This is a genomic window from Aphanothece stagnina RSMan2012 (genome assembly GCF_046764815.1).
Lineage (GTDB): Bacteria > Cyanobacteriota > Cyanobacteriia > PCC-6307 > Cyanobiaceae > NIES-981.
Window position 1 is genome coordinate 58,899 of sequence record NZ_JBKOUC010000008.1, and the last position, 18,380, is coordinate 77,278.

Genomic DNA, 18,380 nt, shown 5'->3' on the forward strand with positions numbered 1-18,380 from the left:
TCCGGGGGTGGGCCATGGCCCGCCGTTCCCGCTGCTGTGATTGGAGAGGATGCCGTGAGCCAACGAGCTGTCCTGCAAGCTGCCCAGCCCGCGATCCGGCTGGAGGCGGAGCCCACCGCCGAGCTCCTCGCCTGGGCCGCGGCCATCGAGGCCAGTGATGCCTCCACCCTTGAGAAGGCCCGTCAGCTGGCCACGGGGCTGGGGGCCCGGCCGGGAGCGGACGGACTCACCCAGATCGGTTTCTGGACGCCCGAACTCTCCGGGGATGTGATCCAGCCCAAGAACATTCTCCTGGAGGTGTTCACCCCGATCGAACCCATCGATCCCGGCCGGGACGAGCAGACCGTGCGCTTCCGCCGCGACTATGTGCAGCTCGAGAAGCAGGGTGACTACCAGTGGGGTGTGCTGAACGGCCTGCAGGCCGGCACCACGCAGGCGATCGGCTCCCTGTACTGGCTGCGTTACCTCTGCCCGGACACCAACGGCGTGCTCAGGGTGGGCGATCCGATGGGCAGCTCCTATCCCTTCGGGGTGTACGCCCCGGCAGAGGTGTACGACGTCGACGCCCTGCAGCGGCGGCGGGCCGATCTGCCCTATTACGAAGCCATGGCCGCGGCGGTGTTGCGCGACGCTGCGGAGAACGAGCCGCCGTGTCCCTTCACGGTGCCGGCTCCCAGCAACATTCTGCAGCTGCATGTGCGCACGGCCTCGCCCAACGGCTATGTCTCCGGCCTCACGGCGCTCTACCGCGAGCTGGCCCGAAAGCTGCGCCACGGCGAGCCCCTGACGCCGGCGGAAACCAACCTGATCGGTTACGACGCCGTGCAGCTCCTGCCGATCGAGCCCACGGTGGAGGTGCGCGCCGGCCAGGCGGAGGACGACTTCTTCAGCATCTGCGCCGAGGACGGGGCGATGCTCGATTCGGAAACCGAGGGTCTCTTCCGGGATCCCAACGAGGTGCGGGTGAGGCTGCGGCGGCCCGATCTGCAGAACTGGGGCTACGACGTGGTGATCTTCGGCAGTGCGGCCACCAACCCCGCCCTGCTGGAAACCCTGCGGCCCGATGAACTGGTGGACTTCGTGGCCGAGCTCCACAACTTTCCCACCGGCCCGATCCGGCTGATCTATGACCTCGTCTACGGCCATGCCGACAACCAGGCCCTGGACCTCCTGAATGTCAGTTTTCTGAAGGGGCCCAACATGTATGGCCAGGATGTGAACCATCAGAACCCTGGTGTGCGGGCCATCCTGCTGGAGATGCAGCGCCGCAAGGTGAGCACCGGTGCGGATGGGATCCGGATCGACGGCGGTCAGGACTTCAAATACTTCAACCCCCTCACCGAGAAGGTGGACTACGACGACCCCTACCTGCTGGCGATGGGGGATCTGGTCCAGGAGATCGGACCAGCCCGCTGGCGCCCGTTCGTGATCTACGAGGATGGCCGCCCCTGGCCTGCCGAAGGATGGGAGGAGGTCTCCACCTACCGCGATCTGGTGGAGCTGCGTCCCGATTCATTTCAGTGGGGCCCCTTGATCTTCGCCCACAACACCCCGGCTCTGCAGGGATTCTGGGCGCGTAAATGGCGGCGCGTCTGCGAAAAGATGCAGTTCGGAGCCGGCTGGATCACCGGCTGCGGCAATCACGACACCCTGCGTCGCGGCACCCAGGTGGCGGCCAGTGAGCCCATCAACCTCAACCTCGGCGCGACCTTGCCCGAGGTGCTGGCCAATGCCTATGACAACCCTTCCATCGGGGCCCTCACCTATGGTTTCTCGCCCGGCCTGCCGATGGACTTCATCCACTGCCTGATGCGAGCGCCGTGGGGGTTCTTCCGCAACACCGATGATCGCTTCGGCGTGAAGGTGGTGGCGGAGGAGGCGCCTGGTTTCCTCGACTGGCAGGTCACCCCTGAGCTGTACGGCGACGGGGCCCTGTTCAGCGGTCTGAAGCGGCTCGGCTTCGCCACCCTGGAGGACCTGCGCGGTTTCCTCACGGCGCTCACCGAGGCGATCAAAGCCACCGACTACGACCTCGAGCTCACCGCCACGGCGTGCCAGGGCGCGGCCCCTGCCGAGCCCTCCGGTGCGGTCCCCACGGTGGATGTGGCCTGGCTCAAGGCGTTCGCCCGCCGGTTCATGGAGGACATGCATGCCGCCTGCAACGTCTGGCTGCATGCCGACCGCGTTGAGCCCGAACGGGCGGCCCACAACCTGGCGCTGCGGCAGCTGCGCCGGGAGCGGCCCTGGCTACGTCACAACCTGCGGGTGAGCGAGGGGGTCAGTGACGAGCGCCTCGACCTGCTCACAACCCCCTGCACCACCATCTTCTACGGCCTGCGCCGTGATCCTCAAGGGTCCGGGGCCGTGGCGCTGGTGGCCCACATGGGCGGTGAACCGATGGCGGTGCGTCTTCCCGAGCTCTTCCCCACCCATACCGGCGGCTGGACGCTGCTGCTCGCCTCCCCGGGGCTGGCGATCGATGCGGCCCATCTGGAGGGGGAGGCCTTCACCCTGGCCGACAGCCAGGCCCTGATCCTGGAGCCCCTGGCCGCTGGGGACTCAACCCCGGCCGGGGTCTGAACCCTCCCGCCGCTCGAAGGCGATCAGCCTGGAGAAGTAGAAGGGGGCCTGGTTCAGGTTGCGGCGTACGGGCACGAATCCGGCCTCCGCCGCGGCCTTCACGATGCCGTCCTCGCGCAGCGTGTAGGCGCGGGTGGTCTTGCTGGGGCCGGGGAACAGCTGGCCGATGCCCTTGAGCAGGGCGAGCAGCGGCGTGTAGGGCGCGAAGCTCACGATCAGGTGCCTTTCCGCCATGGCGGCCAGATGGCGCACCATCTCCTCAGCCGCGGCCTGGGGGTAGTGGATGAACACATCCAGGCAGATCACCGTGTCGTAGCGGCCGCTGAGGCTCTCCAGGTCGGAGGCGGAGAAGGTCAGCCGGCTGGCGGGGATGCCGGCCTCGCTGGCCCGGCGGGCCGCTTCGGCCACCATGGCCTCGGAGAGATCGCTGGCGGCGATCGAGCCAGCGCCCAGCTGGGCCAGGGGCAGGCTGAGGCTGCCCACGCCACAGCCGGCATCACAGAAACTGCGGTGCGCCAGGTTGCCCTGCTCCTGCAGCCAGGCCAGCACGTTGTCGACGGTCTTCTGGTGGCCGAGGCGGATGTTCCGCTGCACCTTGTTGACGTCTTCGCTCTCGCTGTAGATGCGGTTCCAGCGCTCGAAGCCGGTGGTCTCGAAGTAGCCCTTCACCTCGGCCTTCTCGGCTGCCTTGCCTGCCGTGCCCTCGGCCGCGGTGCCTGCCTGGGAGGGGTCCAGCAGCTGCTCAGCGGCCATGGAGTCGTCTACCAACTGGCGCGGATCCTAGGGAGCAGGCCCCGGGCTCAGGCCGCCCGCCGCCAGGTGAGCTCCGGGCTGCTGCCCTGGTCGGGCGCCAGCCGCCAGCGGAGGGTTTCGCCCAGGGGTGTGCCCACCAGCATGGTGGCCGGATCCCGCTGATCCCCCAGCACCCGGCGCGGTGTCACCGTGGCGGCCGCGATCGCCCGCTCCGCTAGCCCCCCCCAGCGCACCAGGCGGCGCACCCCCTCCAGCAGGGGCAGGGTCACCCCGGCCAGGGTGCCGTCCTCCAGCCGGCAGCTGCCGTCCTGCACCAGCAGCAGGCGTTCATCCCAGCGGTGGCGTCCCTCACCCAGCCCGTAGGGAGCCAGGGCATCGCTCACCAGCACCACCTGCTCCGGGGCCAGGCGCAGCAGCAGCAGGGCCATCGAGGGGGCCACATGCACGCCGTCGGCGATCAGGCCGAGGGCCACGTCGCCCTGCAGCACCGCCGCGGCGATCGGACCGGGGTCGCGGTGCTGCAGTCCCGGCATGGCGTTGAAGGCATGGGTCACCATGGCCACCCCGGCCTCGAAGGCGGCGGCGGCCTGGCCTTCGTTGGCGGTGCTGTGGCCCAGGCTCACCACCACACCCCGCTCGCGCAGCGCCTGGATCACGCCTTCGGCCCCCTCCAGTTCGGGCGCCAGGGTGACCAGGTCGATCTGCTCCTCGAAGCCGCCGATGCGTTCGGCCAGGGCTGCCGGGCTCGGGGCTGCGAGGTGGTGCGCCGGGTGGGCGCCGCGGCGGTCCGGATGCAGGAAGGGCCCCTCCAGGTGGGCGCCGAGCAGCTGGCAGCGTCCCGGACGGTGCTGCTGGCGGGCCTGCTCCAGCACGGCGAGAGCCTGGCGCAGGGGCTCGATGCCACAGGTCACCAGGGTGGGGCAGATCGCCTCCACCCCATCGCGCCAGAGCAGCTCCAGCAGTTCCAGCAGGCGGGGCAGATCGGCCGGGCTGAGTTCGGGGAAGGCCAGCCCCAGGCCGCCGTTGATCTGCAGGTCGACACCCGCCGGACTGAGCCAGTCGCCCTGCCAGTCGTCGCCGGCGGCGGAGCTGCCCGCATCGATCCGCTCCACCGCCGCGATCCAGCCTTCAGCATCCACCCCCACCCGCCAGCGCTGGTCGGCGCCGTGGCTGCAGCGGGCAGCACGGGGCAGCCGCACGTTGCTGATCCAGCGCATCTGAGGTGCACACGGGAGAATGGCTCCATCCTCCGCCGCCAGCTCTTGAGCCCCAGTGCCGCCCCCGCCGCTTCTGCCGCTGCCAGCTCGGCTGCAGGCCCGCGGGTGGCGGTGGTGATGGGCAGCGACTCCGACCTGCCCACCATGCAGCCGGCTGTGACGGTGCTGGAGCGCTTCGGGGTCGCGTCCGAGGTGCGGGTGCTCTCGGCCCATCGCACCCCTCTGGAAATGGTGGCGTTCGCCCAGGAGGCCGCAGGCCGCGGCCTTCGGGTGATCATCGCCGGTGCCGGCGGTGCCGCCCACCTGCCCGGCATGGTGGCAGCGCTCACCACCCTGCCGGTGATCGGGGTGCCGGTGCAGAGCCGGGCTCTCTCGGGGGTGGATTCCCTCCATTCGATCGTGCAGATGCCGGCGGGCATCCCGGTGGCGACGGTGGCGATCGGCAACGGCACCAACGCCGGCCTGCTGGCAGTGCAGATCCTGGCCACGGCTGATCCGGCCCTGGCCGAGGCGGTGGCTGCCTACCGGGCCGAGCTGCACGCTCAGGTGCGGGCCAAGGATGGGCGCCTGGTGGAGCTGGGCAGTGCCGCCTACCTGGCCCAGATGGGCTGAAGCGTTCTCGGTACCTCCGCCTGCCCCGCGATGCTCGAACGCCTGGTGCTCCCCCCCTGGTTGAAGGTCGGCCTAGCGCTGCCGCTGCTGGTGCTCAACCTCTGGGTGCTGCGGCAGCTGCTGGTGCCCCTGGCACCTTTCCCGGCCCTGTTCGTGGCGGCGGCGCTGATCGCCTTCCTGCTGGATATCCCCAGCCGCTGGCTACGCCAGCGCGGTCTGCCCCGGCCCCTGGCGATCGTGCTGGTGCTGGGACTGGCCCTGGGGTTGCTGGTCCTGGCCCTGATCTGGCTGGTGCCTCGCCTGATCGACCAGCTGGCGGAACTGGTGGCGGCCCTGCCGGGATGGCTGGCCCAGGGAGAGGTGTGGCTGGATGCCCTGGAAGCCTGGGCCGAGGAGCAGGGGATTCCCACCGATTTCGGCAATCTCAGCAGCGATCTGCTGACGCGGCTGAGCAAGCTGGCCAGTCAGCTCAGCCAACGGCTGCTGGGGCTGCTGGGCGCCACGGTGGGCATCACGGTCAACACCGTGATCGTGCTGGTGCTCTCGGTGTTCCTGCTGTTGGGCGGCGAGCGGATCACGGCGGGGCTGGCCCAGTGGCTCCCGACGGATGTGCGGCCCCTGGTGGTGGAGACGCTCAGCCGCACCTTCCGGGGTTATTTCGGCGGCCAGGTGGTGCTGGCGCTGATCCTGAGCGGCCTGCAGATCCTGGTGTTCACGCTGCTGGGGATTCCCTATGGGGTGCTCTTTGCCGTGACCATCGGCTTCACCACCCTGGTGCCCTATGCCAGCGCCCTCACGATCGTGCTGGTGAGTGCCCTGCTGGCCCTCAACGATCCCCGCACGGGGCTCGAGGTGCTGGTGGCGGCGATCACCGTGGGCCAGCTGGTGGATCAGGTGATCCAGCCGCGGCTGATGGGCAGCATCGTGGGGCTGCAGCCGGCCTGGCTGCTGATCAGCCTGCCGATCGGCGCCCGGTTGGGCAGCCTGCTGGGGCTGGGGGAGTTGCTGGGGTTGTTGCTGGCGGTGCCGGTGGCGAGCTGTGGGAAGACGTTTCTGGATGCGTGGGGGATGCGGTTGCGGGGTGAGATGCAGCTAGATTGACGTTGAGTCCTGACCATGAGGTTTGGTTTGGTTTGGCCGAAACCCAAGGCTCATCTTTTTAGACATGACAAATCTAGGCCGATGCTAATTGAGAGTTTGTATCATTCATTTGCCATTGTGATACTGTCAGTAAAAATCGAAAATCCATCTCGGGACATTAGTGAGGCTCAGTCCGCCAATCTGCAGTCCGACCATTGGCGATTCTTTGGGTGCATCGAGCCACTATTGCTTGGAGATCCCCCTAGCTGTCGCACATAGATCCGCGCCCGCACCTTGCACAGCCGCCGCTGAATCTGCCCAGATCCTAGTGACAGCAAGGGTTCTGGGCAGGAGAATGGGGCATGGTCAAGCCCAAGGCCTTCCGCCCCTGGAGCCCCGAGGAAACCCTGCTGCCGCCTTCACCGGTGGAGTGGCTGCCGGAGAACCATCTGTTATTCTTCCCGCTCGATCTCGCAGCCGAGCTGGATCTCCAGGCGATTCATTCCCACTCCATGCCCACCAGCGAGCCCTGGCCGCTCTGGATCGAGAGGATCGCCACCAGCAGCATCCACCACCGGGAATAGCGGATGCCCCGGCGCATCCGGCAGTCCGGCAGCGTCTGGAGGAAACTGATCAGATCGCTTGCGGCAGCAGGGGCGTTGGCGGGCTCAGAGTCCAAGGGTCAGATGCGGCTCCCGCACACGACGCAGCAGGCAGGGCGCACATGCCAGGCCTACTGAGACAGACTTCTAAGAGTTCGCTGAAAAACCCGGCCACCCCTGCGACAATGGGGCAACTGCCCATCCCTTGATGCGAGGTCAACAGGAGCGCACCGGCTCGCTGTTCTCCTGCGTCTCGATCGAGGAGCGGATCCCGGCCAGTCATCCGCTGCGGCGGATCCGCAAGCTGGCCGATCAGGCTCTCGATCGCCTCAATCCCACCTTCTGTGAGCTTTATGCCTCAGAAGGAAGGCCCTCGGTGCCGCCGGAGCAGTTGCTGCTGGCCTCGTTGCTGCAGGCGTTCTACGGGATCCGATCGGAGCGTCTGCTGCTGGAGCAGCTCCACTACAACCTGCTGTTTCGCTGGTTTGTGGGTCTGAGCCCTGACGATCCGATCTGGCATCCCACGACATTCACCAAGAATCGCGAGCGGCTGCTCAACGACCAGGTCATGGGCAGGTTCCTGGAGAAGCTGATGGCCTCGCCGGAGGTGAAACCGCTGCTCAGCAACGAGCACTTCTCCGTCGATGGCACCCTGCTGCAGGCCTGGGCTTCTCACACCTCCCTGGAGCGCATCGACGGGGACGATGATCCGCCGCCTCCGCCATCCGGACCGGGCGAGGGATTCGGGGAGGCCAAGACCGGTAAGACGCGGGCCAAGGGCGATTTCCGCGGGTTCAGGCTCAGCAACAAGACCCACCGCTCCGGCACCGATCCCGACGCTCTGCTGGCCCGCAAGTCCAACGTTCATCCGGCCCTGCCCAGCTATCGGGGCCACGTGCTCATGGACAACCGTCATGCCCTGGGGGTGAATTGCCGGGTGACGCAGGCCGATGGCTACGGCGAACGGGAGGCCGCCAAAGCGATGGCAGCGGATCTACCGGGAGCTCACCAGAAAACCATCGGAGCCGACAAGAACTACGACACCAGAGGATTCGTCGCAGAGATGCGGCGGCTCTGCGTCACTCCACATGTGGCCCAGAACTCCGGCCGCTCCGGTGGTTCCGCGATCGATGGCCGCACCACCCGCCATGAGGGCTACGCCAAATCCATCCATGCACGCCGCGGGATCGAAAAGGTGTTCGGCTGGATCAAGGAGTTCGGTGGATTGCGCCAGTTCAAGCTGCGGGGTCAGGGCAATGTCACTGCCGTGTTCGGACTGCATGTGATCGCCTACAACCTGATCCGACTGGGCAACCTGCTCAAACCGTTGGAGGCGACAGCATGAACGGGATGTTCTCCAGAAGGAGGGGCCCGCAGGGAGCATCAACGCCAGCCAAGGGCCCCATCCAGATGCTCATGGTTGGATAGCGAGTCTGAGCCCATCCCATCAAGTCCCCGCCATGGCCAGCTCTGCTTGGGAGGAGAAAGACGCCTCACGGCATGGTTTTTCTGCAAACTCCTAATAGGCCCTGCTGGGCGATTTGCTCTGGGACCTGTTTGGCACGGAGCCTCCAGGTGACCGCGGAATACGCTCCTCTGAGGCGACATGGAAGAAAAATCGGACCGGCCACCTCTTGTGGGCCGCACATCCGCTCAGTGCCGTTGGACGGTTAGCTTGCGGCTGATGAACTTTTTCAGCAGCCTCCTCGTCTTCTGAGCCCAAGTCGTGCCGCGTGGCCATCGCGTATACAGATACTCACGTAATAGAATCCTTTGGGTGACCCCATCAAGCTGTGACCACTGTGCGCATGCCAAGCGCATCACTACATCAAGGAAAGCAGCACGCTCGCGAAAGTAGCTATCTGGATCGAAATGGTTGCCGGAGTTGTCTTCGTGCTGTCTGTAGCGCGCCCAATAGTCATTCGCTATGTACACATCATGCTGTAAATACAGCTTGAAGTAAAACACCTGGTCTTCATACTGGTTGCGAAATGCTATTTCGCAGCCTCCAACTTCTAAAAAGGCACGACGCAGCAGCATAGAATTGCAGGTGGTTGGAGACTGAAAGCGATTTTCAAGCAGCTGGCCAAGCATGCGCCTACCGTGATAAATACAATCGGGTTTTACTCCCAACGGGTAGAAGAAGTCCTTGGTGTTATTGAGAGGGTTCCAGCTATGCCAGATCTGCGTACGCCCGTAAATCATGGCAACTCCTGGGTTGGCTTCTATGAGTAAGACTTGCTCGGTAATCTTGTCTGGTAGCCAGACGTCATCAGCATCTAGAAACGCTATATACTTTCCGGTTGCGTGGAGTACACCCAGATTGCGCGCAGCGCTCATCCCGTGGTTGTGGCCATCAGCGTGGCACAGGTACTTGACCTTTCGAGGGTATTTAGTGATGTAGTGGGTCGAAATCTCCACACTGTCATCGCTGGAACCGTCGTCAACTAGAAGCAGCTCAAGGTTGTCGTAACTTTGTGCCAACACGCTCTCGATTGCCTCTCCTAGGAATCGCTCACCATTAAAGAAGATGATTATAGCCGATACAAGTGGTACTTGCGTAGTCATGGAAGGTAAGAGCACTGCCAATGCCATGCGTCTAAACACATCTGCTCAAGCGAGCGGTGTGCTGCCCAGCCGTATAGTCTTGAAGCCAATGTGGGATCTGCCCAACACACGGGTATATCTCCAAAGCGGCGCGGTGCAAACTCCCATGGCACCGATCTGTTCACGGCTGTTTCAAATGTGCCTATTAGTTGAAGTACGGAAGTGCCCTTGCCTCTACCAAGATTCACTGCATGCCAGCCCTCGTTTTCCTGAATGTATACGAGTGCCGCCAAGTGGCCTTCAACTAAATCCATCACGTGAATGTAATCGCGCACTGCAGTGCCATCAGCCGTAGGGTAATCATTGCCGTACACTCGTAGGAAATCTCTCTCACCTGCGGCCACTTGTACTATCAATGGCATTAGGTTGGATGGCGTCCCTAGCTGACGCTCACCAATCGTGCCACTTTTATGGGCACCCAACGGATTGAAATAGCGTAAACAAGAGATAGCCCAGCGCGTATCGGCTTTTGCAAACTCATGCAAAATGTCCTCAACTACTAGTTTTGTATGGCCGTACGGACTAGTGAACCCCCGAGCGCAATCTTCAGTCAAGGGCATGTGCTCGGCGTTGCCGTAGACTGTGCATGATGAGGAATAAATCAGTCGGAAAACCTCCGCCTCGCGCATCGCTGTAAGAAGATTCAACGTACCATGCACATTGATGTCGTAGTACAGCCAAGGCAGCGACACCGACTCGCTAACACTCTTCAATCCTGCAAAGTGCATGACTGCATCGATGCGGTAGTTGGCGAAGACATCATGCATGCAAGCGCGATTGCGGATGTCTCCTTGGATCAAGTGAGGCTTCCTGCCGCAAATTTTGGAAATGTGTTTCAACACGTCGCGGCGCGCGTTCGCGAAGTTGTCGAGCACTATCACGTCATATCCTTTTAAGAGGAGCACTACACAAGCATGAGAGCCGATAAAGCCAGCACCACCACACGCAAGAATAGTCTCGCGTCTACCCATTAGCGGCCGGCACGTGGTCGAACCATTTCTGAAGTCGTAAACCGAGATCATCGCCACTCATGTCTCGCACGCCGAATCGAGGCAAGACCATGGCGTTGCAATTGGGTCCCGCAAGCTTTTGCTCGACCGTAACAGCACTGTCAAAACCCGCTTCTTGCAAGAGCGTGATTGTTTGAGCAGAAAACTCGCCATGCGGATAAGCGAAGCTGCGTACGGGCTTAGGCGACACCTCTTGTAGAAAATCACGACTTAACGTGATCTGCCGCCGCTGTTCAAACTCTGGATGGGCGGGCAGCGGCGGGTGATCCACACTGTGGGCGCCCACCTCGATAAAATCCTGTTGGGCTAGCCTGCGAAGCTCATCATGAGTCATTGGCCGTCGTTCTAGATTAGTCGGTTCAGGGTGGCCGCTCCAATCGGCAATATCTTGCAAGACGCTCCAACGGAATTTATCCTGCAAGGGCCACAAAGTCTTCCAGACATCGTAGAAAAAATTAAGGCGTGTCCCAACAGGCGCGCTCCAAGGATTAACATCCCAATCTGCAGCGCGTGCAAAGTGGTTGTAGATTCGTGCATCACCGAGCTTCCACTCACGCTTGCAGTCTGGTAAGTGCAATTCCAGAACCGCAGGCAGTTCATTGGGCACAATTAGGAGTGTCTCCAGCCAATCCCACCAGAACTCTCGGGGACTGCCAACATATCCAGTTGTGATGTAGAAGGTGGCCGGCACCTTATGCCTTGCCAATAAAGGCAATGCTGTGTGAAGATTGTCGACGTAACCATCGTCAAAGGTCACGACTGCTATGCGTTTGGGGAGAGGATATCCAGCTTTATTTGCCTCAACATAATCAGAAATGCCCATAGTCGTAGCAGCTTTTGTTATTGCCACTAACTGGGCATGGAAATTCTCTTCAGAAACGCAGAGCTTCCACGGGTCGAATTCTGAGTTCGCAACTCGGTGATACATCAGTAGCGCTGCTACGGATTCGTGCCTCATCGTCAAGCTCCTTCGTCGACCGGCTTGTCAATTCTTGCCGCAATAATGATAGGATATCGCTTGTCGAAATGATCCAACTCTGCCGAGGATAATTCGCAGGCAGCTAATCCCTTCAGAAAGGCAATTGTAGCGACGAGATTACCAAAGCACTGTAAATCCGAAGGAATTGTTCCTGTCGCGCGCTCGATCAAGATTCGTAGAGATGCATCTGTGAAGCGCCACAGGTCAATGGGATGCGGACTATAACTGCAAACAAAAGATGTGGTGATGAGTATCACGCCGCCCGGTTTCATCGCGGCAAATGCGTTGCGAAGTAAGGCTTCGCTGTCCACTACCACTTGTAGGGTTTGTGTCAGGATGAAGCAATCATAATGATCGTGCTTAAGGGTGCTGGGATCGGTGATATCACCAATAATAGTGGCCCTAGGATTTTCAGCATTGATATCAAGTACGTCAGCCTGAGTTACTTGGTCGCCACCGAAGTGATGGGTGTAGTCCGAGTTCAAGACTTCAAGGCACACCCCTGAAATGGCCTTGTGGTGCTTGTGGAGAAAGTGCTCAATGTAATGGCGATCTACCGGCATCCCGCGGTCGAAGCCCCATCGATCGCTGGCCGGCTTCATGTCACGCAATTGGCCCCATTTTAAGGAGCCGAGCGGAAGGGTTTCCTTTGAATGGCTAGGCAACATTAAGTAAACTTCAGATTGATTGGTTATTGGAAAGTTCAGTCAGCAGTTGCCAGCTGACCTCATCTTCCTTATTTAGGATATGCGACAAAAGTTGCTTGTGCTCAGTTGGTGTGTGCTCATTCCAGGGAAGAACATTGAACTCATCAGCTAAATCTCGCATCGCTTTGAATACCGGTAATACGTCTGGAAGCGAATGCTCATGGGGTAATTGATGCCAATATTCCTTGATTGAATAGGACCATGCCTCAAGCCTAGCTAAGGCTACTCCTCTAAGACCATTACTCTGAAGTGAATGGGCGATTCGACGCTGGTGCTCAATGTCATCAAGTGTTCGGCTCACGCTCACCGCCCCACGGGTCAACGAGGCATCATTATAGTGATGGTAGATGTATACAATGCGATCCAGAACGGCAATCCTCTCTGCCGCCAGCAGAGCATTGACTTGCCAAACTTGATCTTCCCCTATGGCTAGATCATCGGGATAGCTTAGATTGTTGACTGTGATCAATGACATCGCATATAAGTTACAACAATGACTTCCAGGTATGCTCTGCAAGTGTTGCGAGGACCTGAAATATTCTTGCTGTAGATGTCCACTGCCTTGATCTATGGGTTTCTGAGATGAAATTCTCCTCCAATCATAGCGAGCTGTGACGAGTGGACATGTCGACTCTTCAGCTGCCTGTAAAAGCCATTCAATGGATTTGATTGGTAACTCATCATCTGCATCCAGAAAACTCACGTATTGACCGCGGCAGACCGCCAAGGCAGTGTTGCGTGCCGCGCCGGCCCCTGTATTGCAATCATGACTTAGTACTCTTACTCTAGGCTCCATACTGGCGTAGTGCTTCAGTACGGATAGTGACGCATCACTTGAACCGTCGTCAACAGCAACTAGTTCCCAGTCTTTATAGCTTTGACCGATCACTGAGGAGACGCTGCGTGGCAGCCAGGCCGCAGCGTTGTGTACCGGCATCACAATGCTGACCAGGCTCATTTATGCACTTTCCTCTGTCGTTCAAGCGCTACTACCTGCTCGGCCAATAAACGCTTTTCAAGCAGGATATCTCTCAGGTAACACATATCCTTGGGCAGCAGTGGATTCACGATGCCCATTTCGGCGAAGCGCAGGTTCACCACGTTCAATTCGGCGTCACGCGTCAGCGCCTCACCAATCATGAGATCTTCAAAGATGTGCTCAAGGTGATTCGCTTTGGTCCTGGATACAGCTCGTTGGGCTGCCTTTCGACTCAGGAAATAGCCTCCACCGGTAGCCCAGGGGCAAAGGAATTGTCGTTGATAAGGCTTCTCAAAGGTTTTATCTTCGCATTTACCGTAATGCCAGGTTCTGGCAATCGCTGAGTTCACATTCTCAAGACTTAGAAATTGCCCGATGTAGTCACCACCCTGCTTGTCAAACCCGATGAAGCGTTCCAGATCGAGGAATGTGTCGTCATCCGTCTTGAAAATATAGTCGAAGTCAAAATGCTCATGGCAATATTGCAGGAATGCGTGAACCTTTTGCGGCAGAGCCTCGTAGGCTTCAGGGCAGTCGAGAAAAAGTTGATCGCCTACCATTTGGGGAGGCTGGCCGGGTCGCCCGAATAGGAAAAGTAGTCTGTATGTCTCCGGAAGCTGTCGTGCCCATGTCACCCGCACCCCATTAGCGCGCCCAGCGTGTTTGTTACATGTCAAGACTCCAATAATGATGCGTTGGGATTGCGGATCGACATAGCGACAGTCCCGCATCTCTAATAATGTCATTGGTGGCGTGGCCTTGTCCATGTAACATTAAGAATTTTCACGAGAGCTCGTTCTGCATTGAAACTCTCTGAATAATCGACCCACCATGACATCCTCCGCCCCAGCCAATAGGCGAGAGTGCTCTTCTGCGTAATCATAGCCATGTATGGCAATGTATTTAGCAAAATGGATTCCGACAAAATAGCACTTACCACTGTAGAAAGCGGGCATGCAAGAGTCTCCAAATAGACTTTCGTAATCAATGCAGAGTCCTTTTTTTGCGGCCCAACTTTCTGCGCCATTGCGGTCGGCGCTTGTATGACAGATGAATCCGTTATAATCTGTTGCTGTGTCTGCATCTCGCAGAAAAGCAATTAGGGCTGGTTGGCTTAATGGCTTTCGTCCAGCATACTCAGGTGCGCTCAGGTCGGTCATAACGGTAGTGACATCGATTTTGAGTAGCCGGGTAAACTTGAACTGCTTTACGCAATAGCGCATCATCAATAGCGTCTTGAAGCTCAGTTGAGTGTAATCTTCCCGGCAGTTGAGAATGACTCGGCGGCTGCTGGCATGTGGTCTATAAAGCGAATCGTCGGCATACACCTCGATGATTTGTGCGCCCTTCCACTGTTTTAGAAAGCGTCCGAGCGGAGAGAGGTGGAATTCACGTAAGATACCGCGATGGGCCTCACAGGTGTAGATGCAGACTAGCGTTTCACAGTAAGGCCTGAAGCCGGCCATAGCCCGAAGGAACCAAAAGGTGTTAGTAATCCTCCTGATTAACGTACGCATCTTCTGTCGCTCTGTCGGGCCAATCAGCAATCCAATGCCAAAAGTGTAAATCTCTTCGGCTTGTCTTGTCAAACTCTACGCTAGACCAGTTAGGCAAAACCTTTAACAAGCTATTGTCTGGCAGTCGCAGGCTTTCGGGGTTCAGGCCCATGCGGTTGCCATGCCAACCGCGCTTTATGTCTCGGTTGGAGAACACCCTGCCAGTATATTTCGATATTGCATGGGCTTGTGACAGGACAATGTAATGCCTAAGGATAAAGTCTTCGTGGGCCACCTTCATATGCGGCCCCTTAAGTATATGTCCGCCGTGCTCTACGCTAGATAGGTTGGCTTCCCGTTTCCATGCCCGCATCAAGCGCATTGGCTTCGGTTCAAAAAAATAGTAGTGGAGCAACTCTCGTCGGCAGTCTTTCGCATGCTGTTTGGGCGATGGCACGAACACAAATTCGTTGAAGTTTGCGACATTAAAGCCTTCTTTGTCGAGTCGCGCCAGTCCTTCTTTGAGGGATTCATTAGGGCGCGGACTTTGCATCCACTCGTCAGCGTCGCTATGGATTACCCAGTCATGCTGAAGTTTTTGGATTAGTGCATGCTTGGCATGTAGCTGTGCAGTTAGATCAAACTCGCCGCGCCATGCCAGCGACTCGAGATGAAATAGCTGTGTGCCAAGTTGAGATCTCAGGTATTCTTGGGTTCCATCGTCTGATTCGTGGTCAATAATGGCGACATCAATGCCTTGCGAGTAAAAGTCGCCGAGCACTCGCGGCAGGTGGGCAAGTTCGTTGCGCACACAAAGAACTGCTACGCACGAAAATGACATTTCGATTGATCCTGGGAAGCATGGCAGGGTGCACCTCCCCTCCCCTTGCCATCCTGATTGTCGGTTTCATCCACTATAGTGCTTGGCCCTTTCCCTGAACCCCGCTCAAGACTCAGGGTCTATTAGAAGTTATCCTGAGGGTTGTTTCGCCGCAGGTTCCCGCCACCCAACGGCCTCAGCAGGCCCTTGATGTGGTGAGCCAGGGCGGCGAGGCCCCGCTGATCGACTAGATCCCATCGAGTCGCAGCGCATTGATCGCCAGGCTGTGGAGGATGGCCAAGATCTGGATGCCGTTGTTCTCTCGGGAGCGGTGGGCGTCTTCCCGCAGCGGCACGCCACGCACCCAGTGCCAGCTGTTCTCGATCGACCAGCACTGGCGCACATGGCTCAGCAGGGCATCGGCTCGAGTTCACAAACTCATGACGTAGTGTCGGGTCTCGTCTCGTCGGTCGGCTTGCCCTCGCGGTAGCCATGGCTGCGCACGGCGATGATCGTGGCACTGCCCGGCCACTATTCCACCACCCATTCCGGCGCCGGCATCGCCCGCAGGGTCCAGGTGATGTCACGGCCCAGATGCACGTCCCGTTTGCTTCTGCGCCATCGGCTCCTCCGGCCGTAGGTGAGCCGGTCGCGAATCAGCCAAAATCTCATGCGGCGATAGTGTTTGACTGCGATCAGGAAGTCGGTGCTCCGCTGGGCGAGGTAGAGGGAAAAGGGCGGTTGGCGTGCAGCGCGTGGGCCTTCACCAGCACACCCTCGAGCTCCACCGCCTCCAGTAGCTTGCATAGGGCCTGGATTTCGCCGCTGGCATCGGTGGCGTAGATGGTCTGGGCGATCGCCACACCCAGGCTCTGGGAGTAGAGGCTCGCCTGGGCGATGAAGCGCGCTGCGCCAGTAGCAGTTTCATCGATGGAGCCCCGCAGCGTCTTGCCGTCACACACCAGGCGGTCGAGCTCTGCGGCCACACCGGGCTGAGCCGCCATCAAGTCCTGCAGCAGGGTTTCAAAGCCCGCTAGATCCAGCTGGGCCAGCAGCAGCTGGCATGTGGAATCTGACGGCGACTTGCCGAAAGCAGTGCCCTGCAGCTCGTTGAGCGTCAGGCGGTGCGGTTGGGTAACCCGCTCCATGCCCACCAGGGAGCCCTGCCCGCTGAGGATGGCCAGGATCGACACCAGCAGCATTCACCACTAGGTAAAGTGGATAAGCGCATGCCCCGGCGCATCCGGCGGTCCGGCAGCGCCTTGAGGATGCTGATCAGATCGCTTGCAGCAGCAGGCGTGGTTGCGGCGTTATTAGGTCAAGGGGCGGAAGCGTGTTCCGCGCACGTCACATTACGCGTGGCGCTACCGCTAGACGTACTAGGGGAAACTTACAAATAGGCCCTGGCTCATGACAGCTCTGGGATGATGCCTTGGCCTTGCAGATATCCAATGATATGCGTCACACATTCCTCCAGGCCCTGCCCACCTGTATCCACCCTTAGTTCCGGTAACTCAGGCTCCTCATAGGGGCTGGAAATCCCCGTGAACTCCTTGATCTCCCCAGCCCGGGCCTTGGCGTACAGCCCCTTGGTGTCCCGCTCCTCGCACACCCCCAGGTCGGCGGCACAGTGGATCTCGATGAAGTCGCCTTCGCCCACAAGAGCCCGGGCCCGATCCCGGTCGGCCTTGAACGGCGACACGAAGGCGGTGAGCACCACCACACCGGCGTCGAGGAACAGCTTGGCCACCTCGCCGATCCGCCGGATGTTCTCCTCCCGATCGCTATCGGAGAAGCCCAGGTCCTTGCACAGGCCGTGGCGGATGTTGTCGCCATCGAGCACGTAGCAGGCCATGCCCTGCTCGAACAGGGCGGAGTTCACCGCATTGGCCAGGGTGCTCTTGCCCGAGCCGCTCAGCCCCGTGAACCAGAGGATGGCGCTGCGGTGGCCGCGCTGGTAAGCCCGCGCCTCGCGGGTGACGGTGGAGTGGTGCCAGACGATGTTGGTGGAGTTCCCCTGGTTGGTGAGCGCGCCGTAGGCGGGGTTGGACGCAGGGGAAGCGGTCATGGCGGCGCGGCAACGACGGGCAAGGCCATTCATTCTCCCAGTGGGTGTGCCCACGGCTCCGGGCTGTGGCGGCTGGCGGTCCTGGACGCGATGCTGGTGCGAGCGCAGCGGCCCGATCCCCAGGTCCGCTTCCCATGGCTGCCGATCTGCTCCTGGCCCTCGGACTTCCTCTGGCCCTGCTGGTGCTGGCCACGGCGTTGCTGCTCCGCAGTGAGCGCCCTCTGCCCGCCTGGCTCGAACGTCTGCGGCGCCACCAGGCGGTGCTCTGGAACAGCGGCGTCGGCCTGATCATCGGCCTGTCGGCCCTGCGCTGGCTGCTGGGGCGCTGAGATGATTCCAGCTCCAGAGCCACGGCCAGCTCGTCCCCAGCAACCAGCACCCAGCGGCCGATCCTGGACGCTGCATGCGGTCCGTACGGCGCTGGCCGCAGGGCTGTCGATGGCGCTGGCGACGGCCCTGGGGGTGCCGGATCCCTACTGGTCGCCCATCACCACGATCATCGTCACCCAGTCGGGCGTGGCCGACTCCTGGTTGATCTCCCGCCGCCGCCTGCTTGGCACCCTGCTGGGGGTGACCATCGGTGCGCTGCAGGTGCTGCTGCTCCCCAAGGGGGTGCTGTCCTACGCCCTGGCGATCCTGTTGCTGGGGTTGGTGTGTGGCTTCAGCCGCATCCACCAGAGCGCCTACCGCTTCGGTGGCATCGCCCTCACGATCGTGGTCACCGCCGCACCGGGCGATGCGGTCTGGCGAATGGCGCTGTTCCGGTTCGTGGATGTGGCGATCGGCATCGGCGTGGCGCTGGCGATCACGCGGCTCTGGCCGGAGGCAGTGCCACCGGGCGAGCCCCGCTGAGGCAGGTGCCGCGCGGGC

Annotated in this window: 21 protein-coding genes; 7 read left to right on the forward strand and 14 right to left on the reverse strand. The window is 60.6% G+C overall.

The genetic code is table 11. The features are described 5' to 3' along the window. Positions 1-54 precede the first annotated feature (54 nt). Positions 55-2,580 carry a glucosylglycerol hydrolase gene (gghA, locus tag ACLNEE_RS07050; RefSeq protein ID WP_411424185.1) on the forward strand — a complete coding sequence of 842 codons (2,526 nt, stop codon included), beginning with the start codon at positions 55-57 and terminating at the stop codon, positions 2,578-2,580. Here gghA and bchM read toward each other — a convergent pair. After that, positions 2,560-3,333, reverse strand: coding sequence for a magnesium protoporphyrin IX methyltransferase (gene bchM / locus ACLNEE_RS07055; RefSeq protein ID WP_411424184.1), 774 nt, complete (start codon positions 3,331-3,333; stop codon positions 2,560-2,562). The genes gghA and bchM overlap by 21 nt on opposite strands. Before the next feature lie 47 nt (positions 3,334-3,380). Beyond that, positions 3,381-4,550, reverse strand: coding sequence for an N-acetylglucosamine-6-phosphate deacetylase (locus tag ACLNEE_RS07060; RefSeq protein WP_411424183.1), 1,170 nt, complete (start codon positions 4,548-4,550; stop codon positions 3,381-3,383). Positions 4,551-4,595: 45 nt separating this feature from the next. Between ACLNEE_RS07060 and purE the strand changes: the two genes are divergently transcribed. The 4 genes from purE to ACLNEE_RS07080 all read left to right on the forward strand — a co-directional run bounded on the left by purE (position 4,596) and on the right by ACLNEE_RS07080 (position 8,189). Next, positions 4,596-5,162 carry a 5-(carboxyamino)imidazole ribonucleotide mutase gene (gene purE, locus ACLNEE_RS07065; protein ID WP_411424182.1) on the forward strand — a complete coding sequence of 189 codons (567 nt, stop codon included), beginning with the start codon at positions 4,596-4,598 and terminating at the stop codon, positions 5,160-5,162. A gap of 30 nt (positions 5,163-5,192) precedes the next feature. After that, positions 5,193-6,263 carry an AI-2E family transporter gene (locus ACLNEE_RS07070; protein ID WP_411424181.1) on the forward strand — a complete coding sequence of 357 codons (1,071 nt, stop codon included), beginning with the start codon at positions 5,193-5,195 and terminating at the stop codon, positions 6,261-6,263. A gap of 341 nt (positions 6,264-6,604) precedes the next feature. After that, entirely contained in the window at positions 6,605-6,826 is a 222-nt protein-coding gene (locus tag ACLNEE_RS07075; protein WP_411424180.1) for a hypothetical protein, read from the forward strand. Between the two features lie 226 nt (positions 6,827-7,052). After that, positions 7,053-8,189: an IS5 family transposase gene (locus ACLNEE_RS07080; protein ID WP_411424179.1), complete on the forward strand. Its 1,137-nt coding sequence runs from the start codon at positions 7,053-7,055 to the stop codon at positions 8,187-8,189. 308 nt (positions 8,190-8,497) lie between these two features. On the opposite strand, the gene ACLNEE_RS07085 is transcribed toward ACLNEE_RS07080, so the two are convergent. The 12 genes from ACLNEE_RS07085 to cysC form a co-directional block, all read right to left on the reverse strand. Continuing rightward, positions 8,498-9,439: a glycosyltransferase family 2 protein gene (locus tag ACLNEE_RS07085; protein WP_412006931.1), complete on the reverse strand. Its 942-nt coding sequence runs from the start codon at positions 9,437-9,439 to the stop codon at positions 8,498-8,500. After that, positions 9,409-10,473: a UDP-glucose 4-epimerase GalE gene (gene galE, locus ACLNEE_RS07090; RefSeq protein WP_459382401.1), complete on the reverse strand. Its 1,065-nt coding sequence runs from the start codon at positions 10,471-10,473 to the stop codon at positions 9,409-9,411. Before galE ends, ACLNEE_RS07085 begins: the two co-directional genes overlap by 31 nt. Next, positions 10,415-11,389 carry a polysaccharide deacetylase family protein gene (locus tag ACLNEE_RS07095; protein ID WP_412006932.1) on the reverse strand — a complete coding sequence of 325 codons (975 nt, stop codon included), beginning with the start codon at positions 11,387-11,389 and terminating at the stop codon, positions 10,415-10,417. The genes galE and ACLNEE_RS07095 overlap by 59 nt, the downstream gene beginning before the upstream one ends. 32 nt (positions 11,390-11,421) lie before the next feature. Next, entirely contained in the window at positions 11,422-12,042 is a 621-nt protein-coding gene (locus tag ACLNEE_RS07100) for a methyltransferase domain-containing protein (protein ID WP_411423553.1), read from the reverse strand. Positions 12,043-12,118: 76 nt separating this feature from the next. Continuing rightward, complete coding sequence (locus tag ACLNEE_RS07105; RefSeq protein WP_411423552.1) at positions 12,119-13,105, reverse strand: glycosyltransferase family 2 protein; 987 nt, start codon at positions 13,103-13,105, stop codon at positions 12,119-12,121. Then, positions 13,102-13,893 (reverse strand): glycosyltransferase family protein, encoded by a 792-nt coding sequence (locus tag ACLNEE_RS07110; protein WP_411423551.1) that lies wholly within the window; start codon positions 13,891-13,893, stop codon positions 13,102-13,104. Before ACLNEE_RS07110 ends, ACLNEE_RS07105 begins: the two co-directional genes overlap by 4 nt. Before the next feature lie 6 nt (positions 13,894-13,899). Beyond that, positions 13,900-14,592, reverse strand: a complete 693-nt coding sequence (locus tag ACLNEE_RS07115; protein WP_411423550.1) for a hypothetical protein — start codon at positions 14,590-14,592, stop codon at positions 13,900-13,902. 22 nt (positions 14,593-14,614) lie between these two features. Further along, a complete protein-coding gene (locus ACLNEE_RS07120) occupies positions 14,615-15,433 on the reverse strand; it encodes a glycosyltransferase family 2 protein (protein ID WP_411423549.1) in 819 nt (272 codons plus the stop codon). Between the two features lie 256 nt (positions 15,434-15,689). Next, positions 15,690-15,845: a hypothetical protein gene (locus tag ACLNEE_RS07125; protein WP_411423548.1), complete on the reverse strand. Its 156-nt coding sequence runs from the start codon at positions 15,843-15,845 to the stop codon at positions 15,690-15,692. Positions 15,846-15,973: 128 nt separating this feature from the next. Continuing rightward, a complete protein-coding gene (locus tag ACLNEE_RS07130; protein WP_411423547.1) occupies positions 15,974-16,114 on the reverse strand; it encodes a hypothetical protein in 141 nt (46 codons plus the stop codon). Between the two features lie 23 nt (positions 16,115-16,137). Beyond that, complete coding sequence (locus tag ACLNEE_RS07135; RefSeq protein ID WP_412006933.1) at positions 16,138-16,635, reverse strand: hypothetical protein; 498 nt, start codon at positions 16,633-16,635, stop codon at positions 16,138-16,140. 215 nt (positions 16,636-16,850) lie between these two features. Beyond that, entirely contained in the window at positions 16,851-17,510 is a 660-nt protein-coding gene (cysC, locus tag ACLNEE_RS07140) for an adenylyl-sulfate kinase (RefSeq protein WP_411423557.1), read from the reverse strand. A gap of 134 nt (positions 17,511-17,644) precedes the next feature. On the opposite strand from cysC, the gene ACLNEE_RS07145 reads away from it, so the two are divergent. Both ACLNEE_RS07145 and ACLNEE_RS07150 read left to right on the forward strand, forming a co-directional pair. Continuing rightward, positions 17,645-17,839, forward strand: coding sequence for a hypothetical protein (locus ACLNEE_RS07145; protein WP_411423545.1), 195 nt, complete (start codon positions 17,645-17,647; stop codon positions 17,837-17,839). A 1-nt stretch (position 17,840) separates the two neighbouring features. Then, positions 17,841-18,362 carry an FUSC family protein gene (locus ACLNEE_RS07150; RefSeq protein WP_411423544.1) on the forward strand — a complete coding sequence of 174 codons (522 nt, stop codon included), beginning with the start codon at positions 17,841-17,843 and terminating at the stop codon, positions 18,360-18,362. Positions 18,363-18,380: the final 18 nt, after the last annotated feature.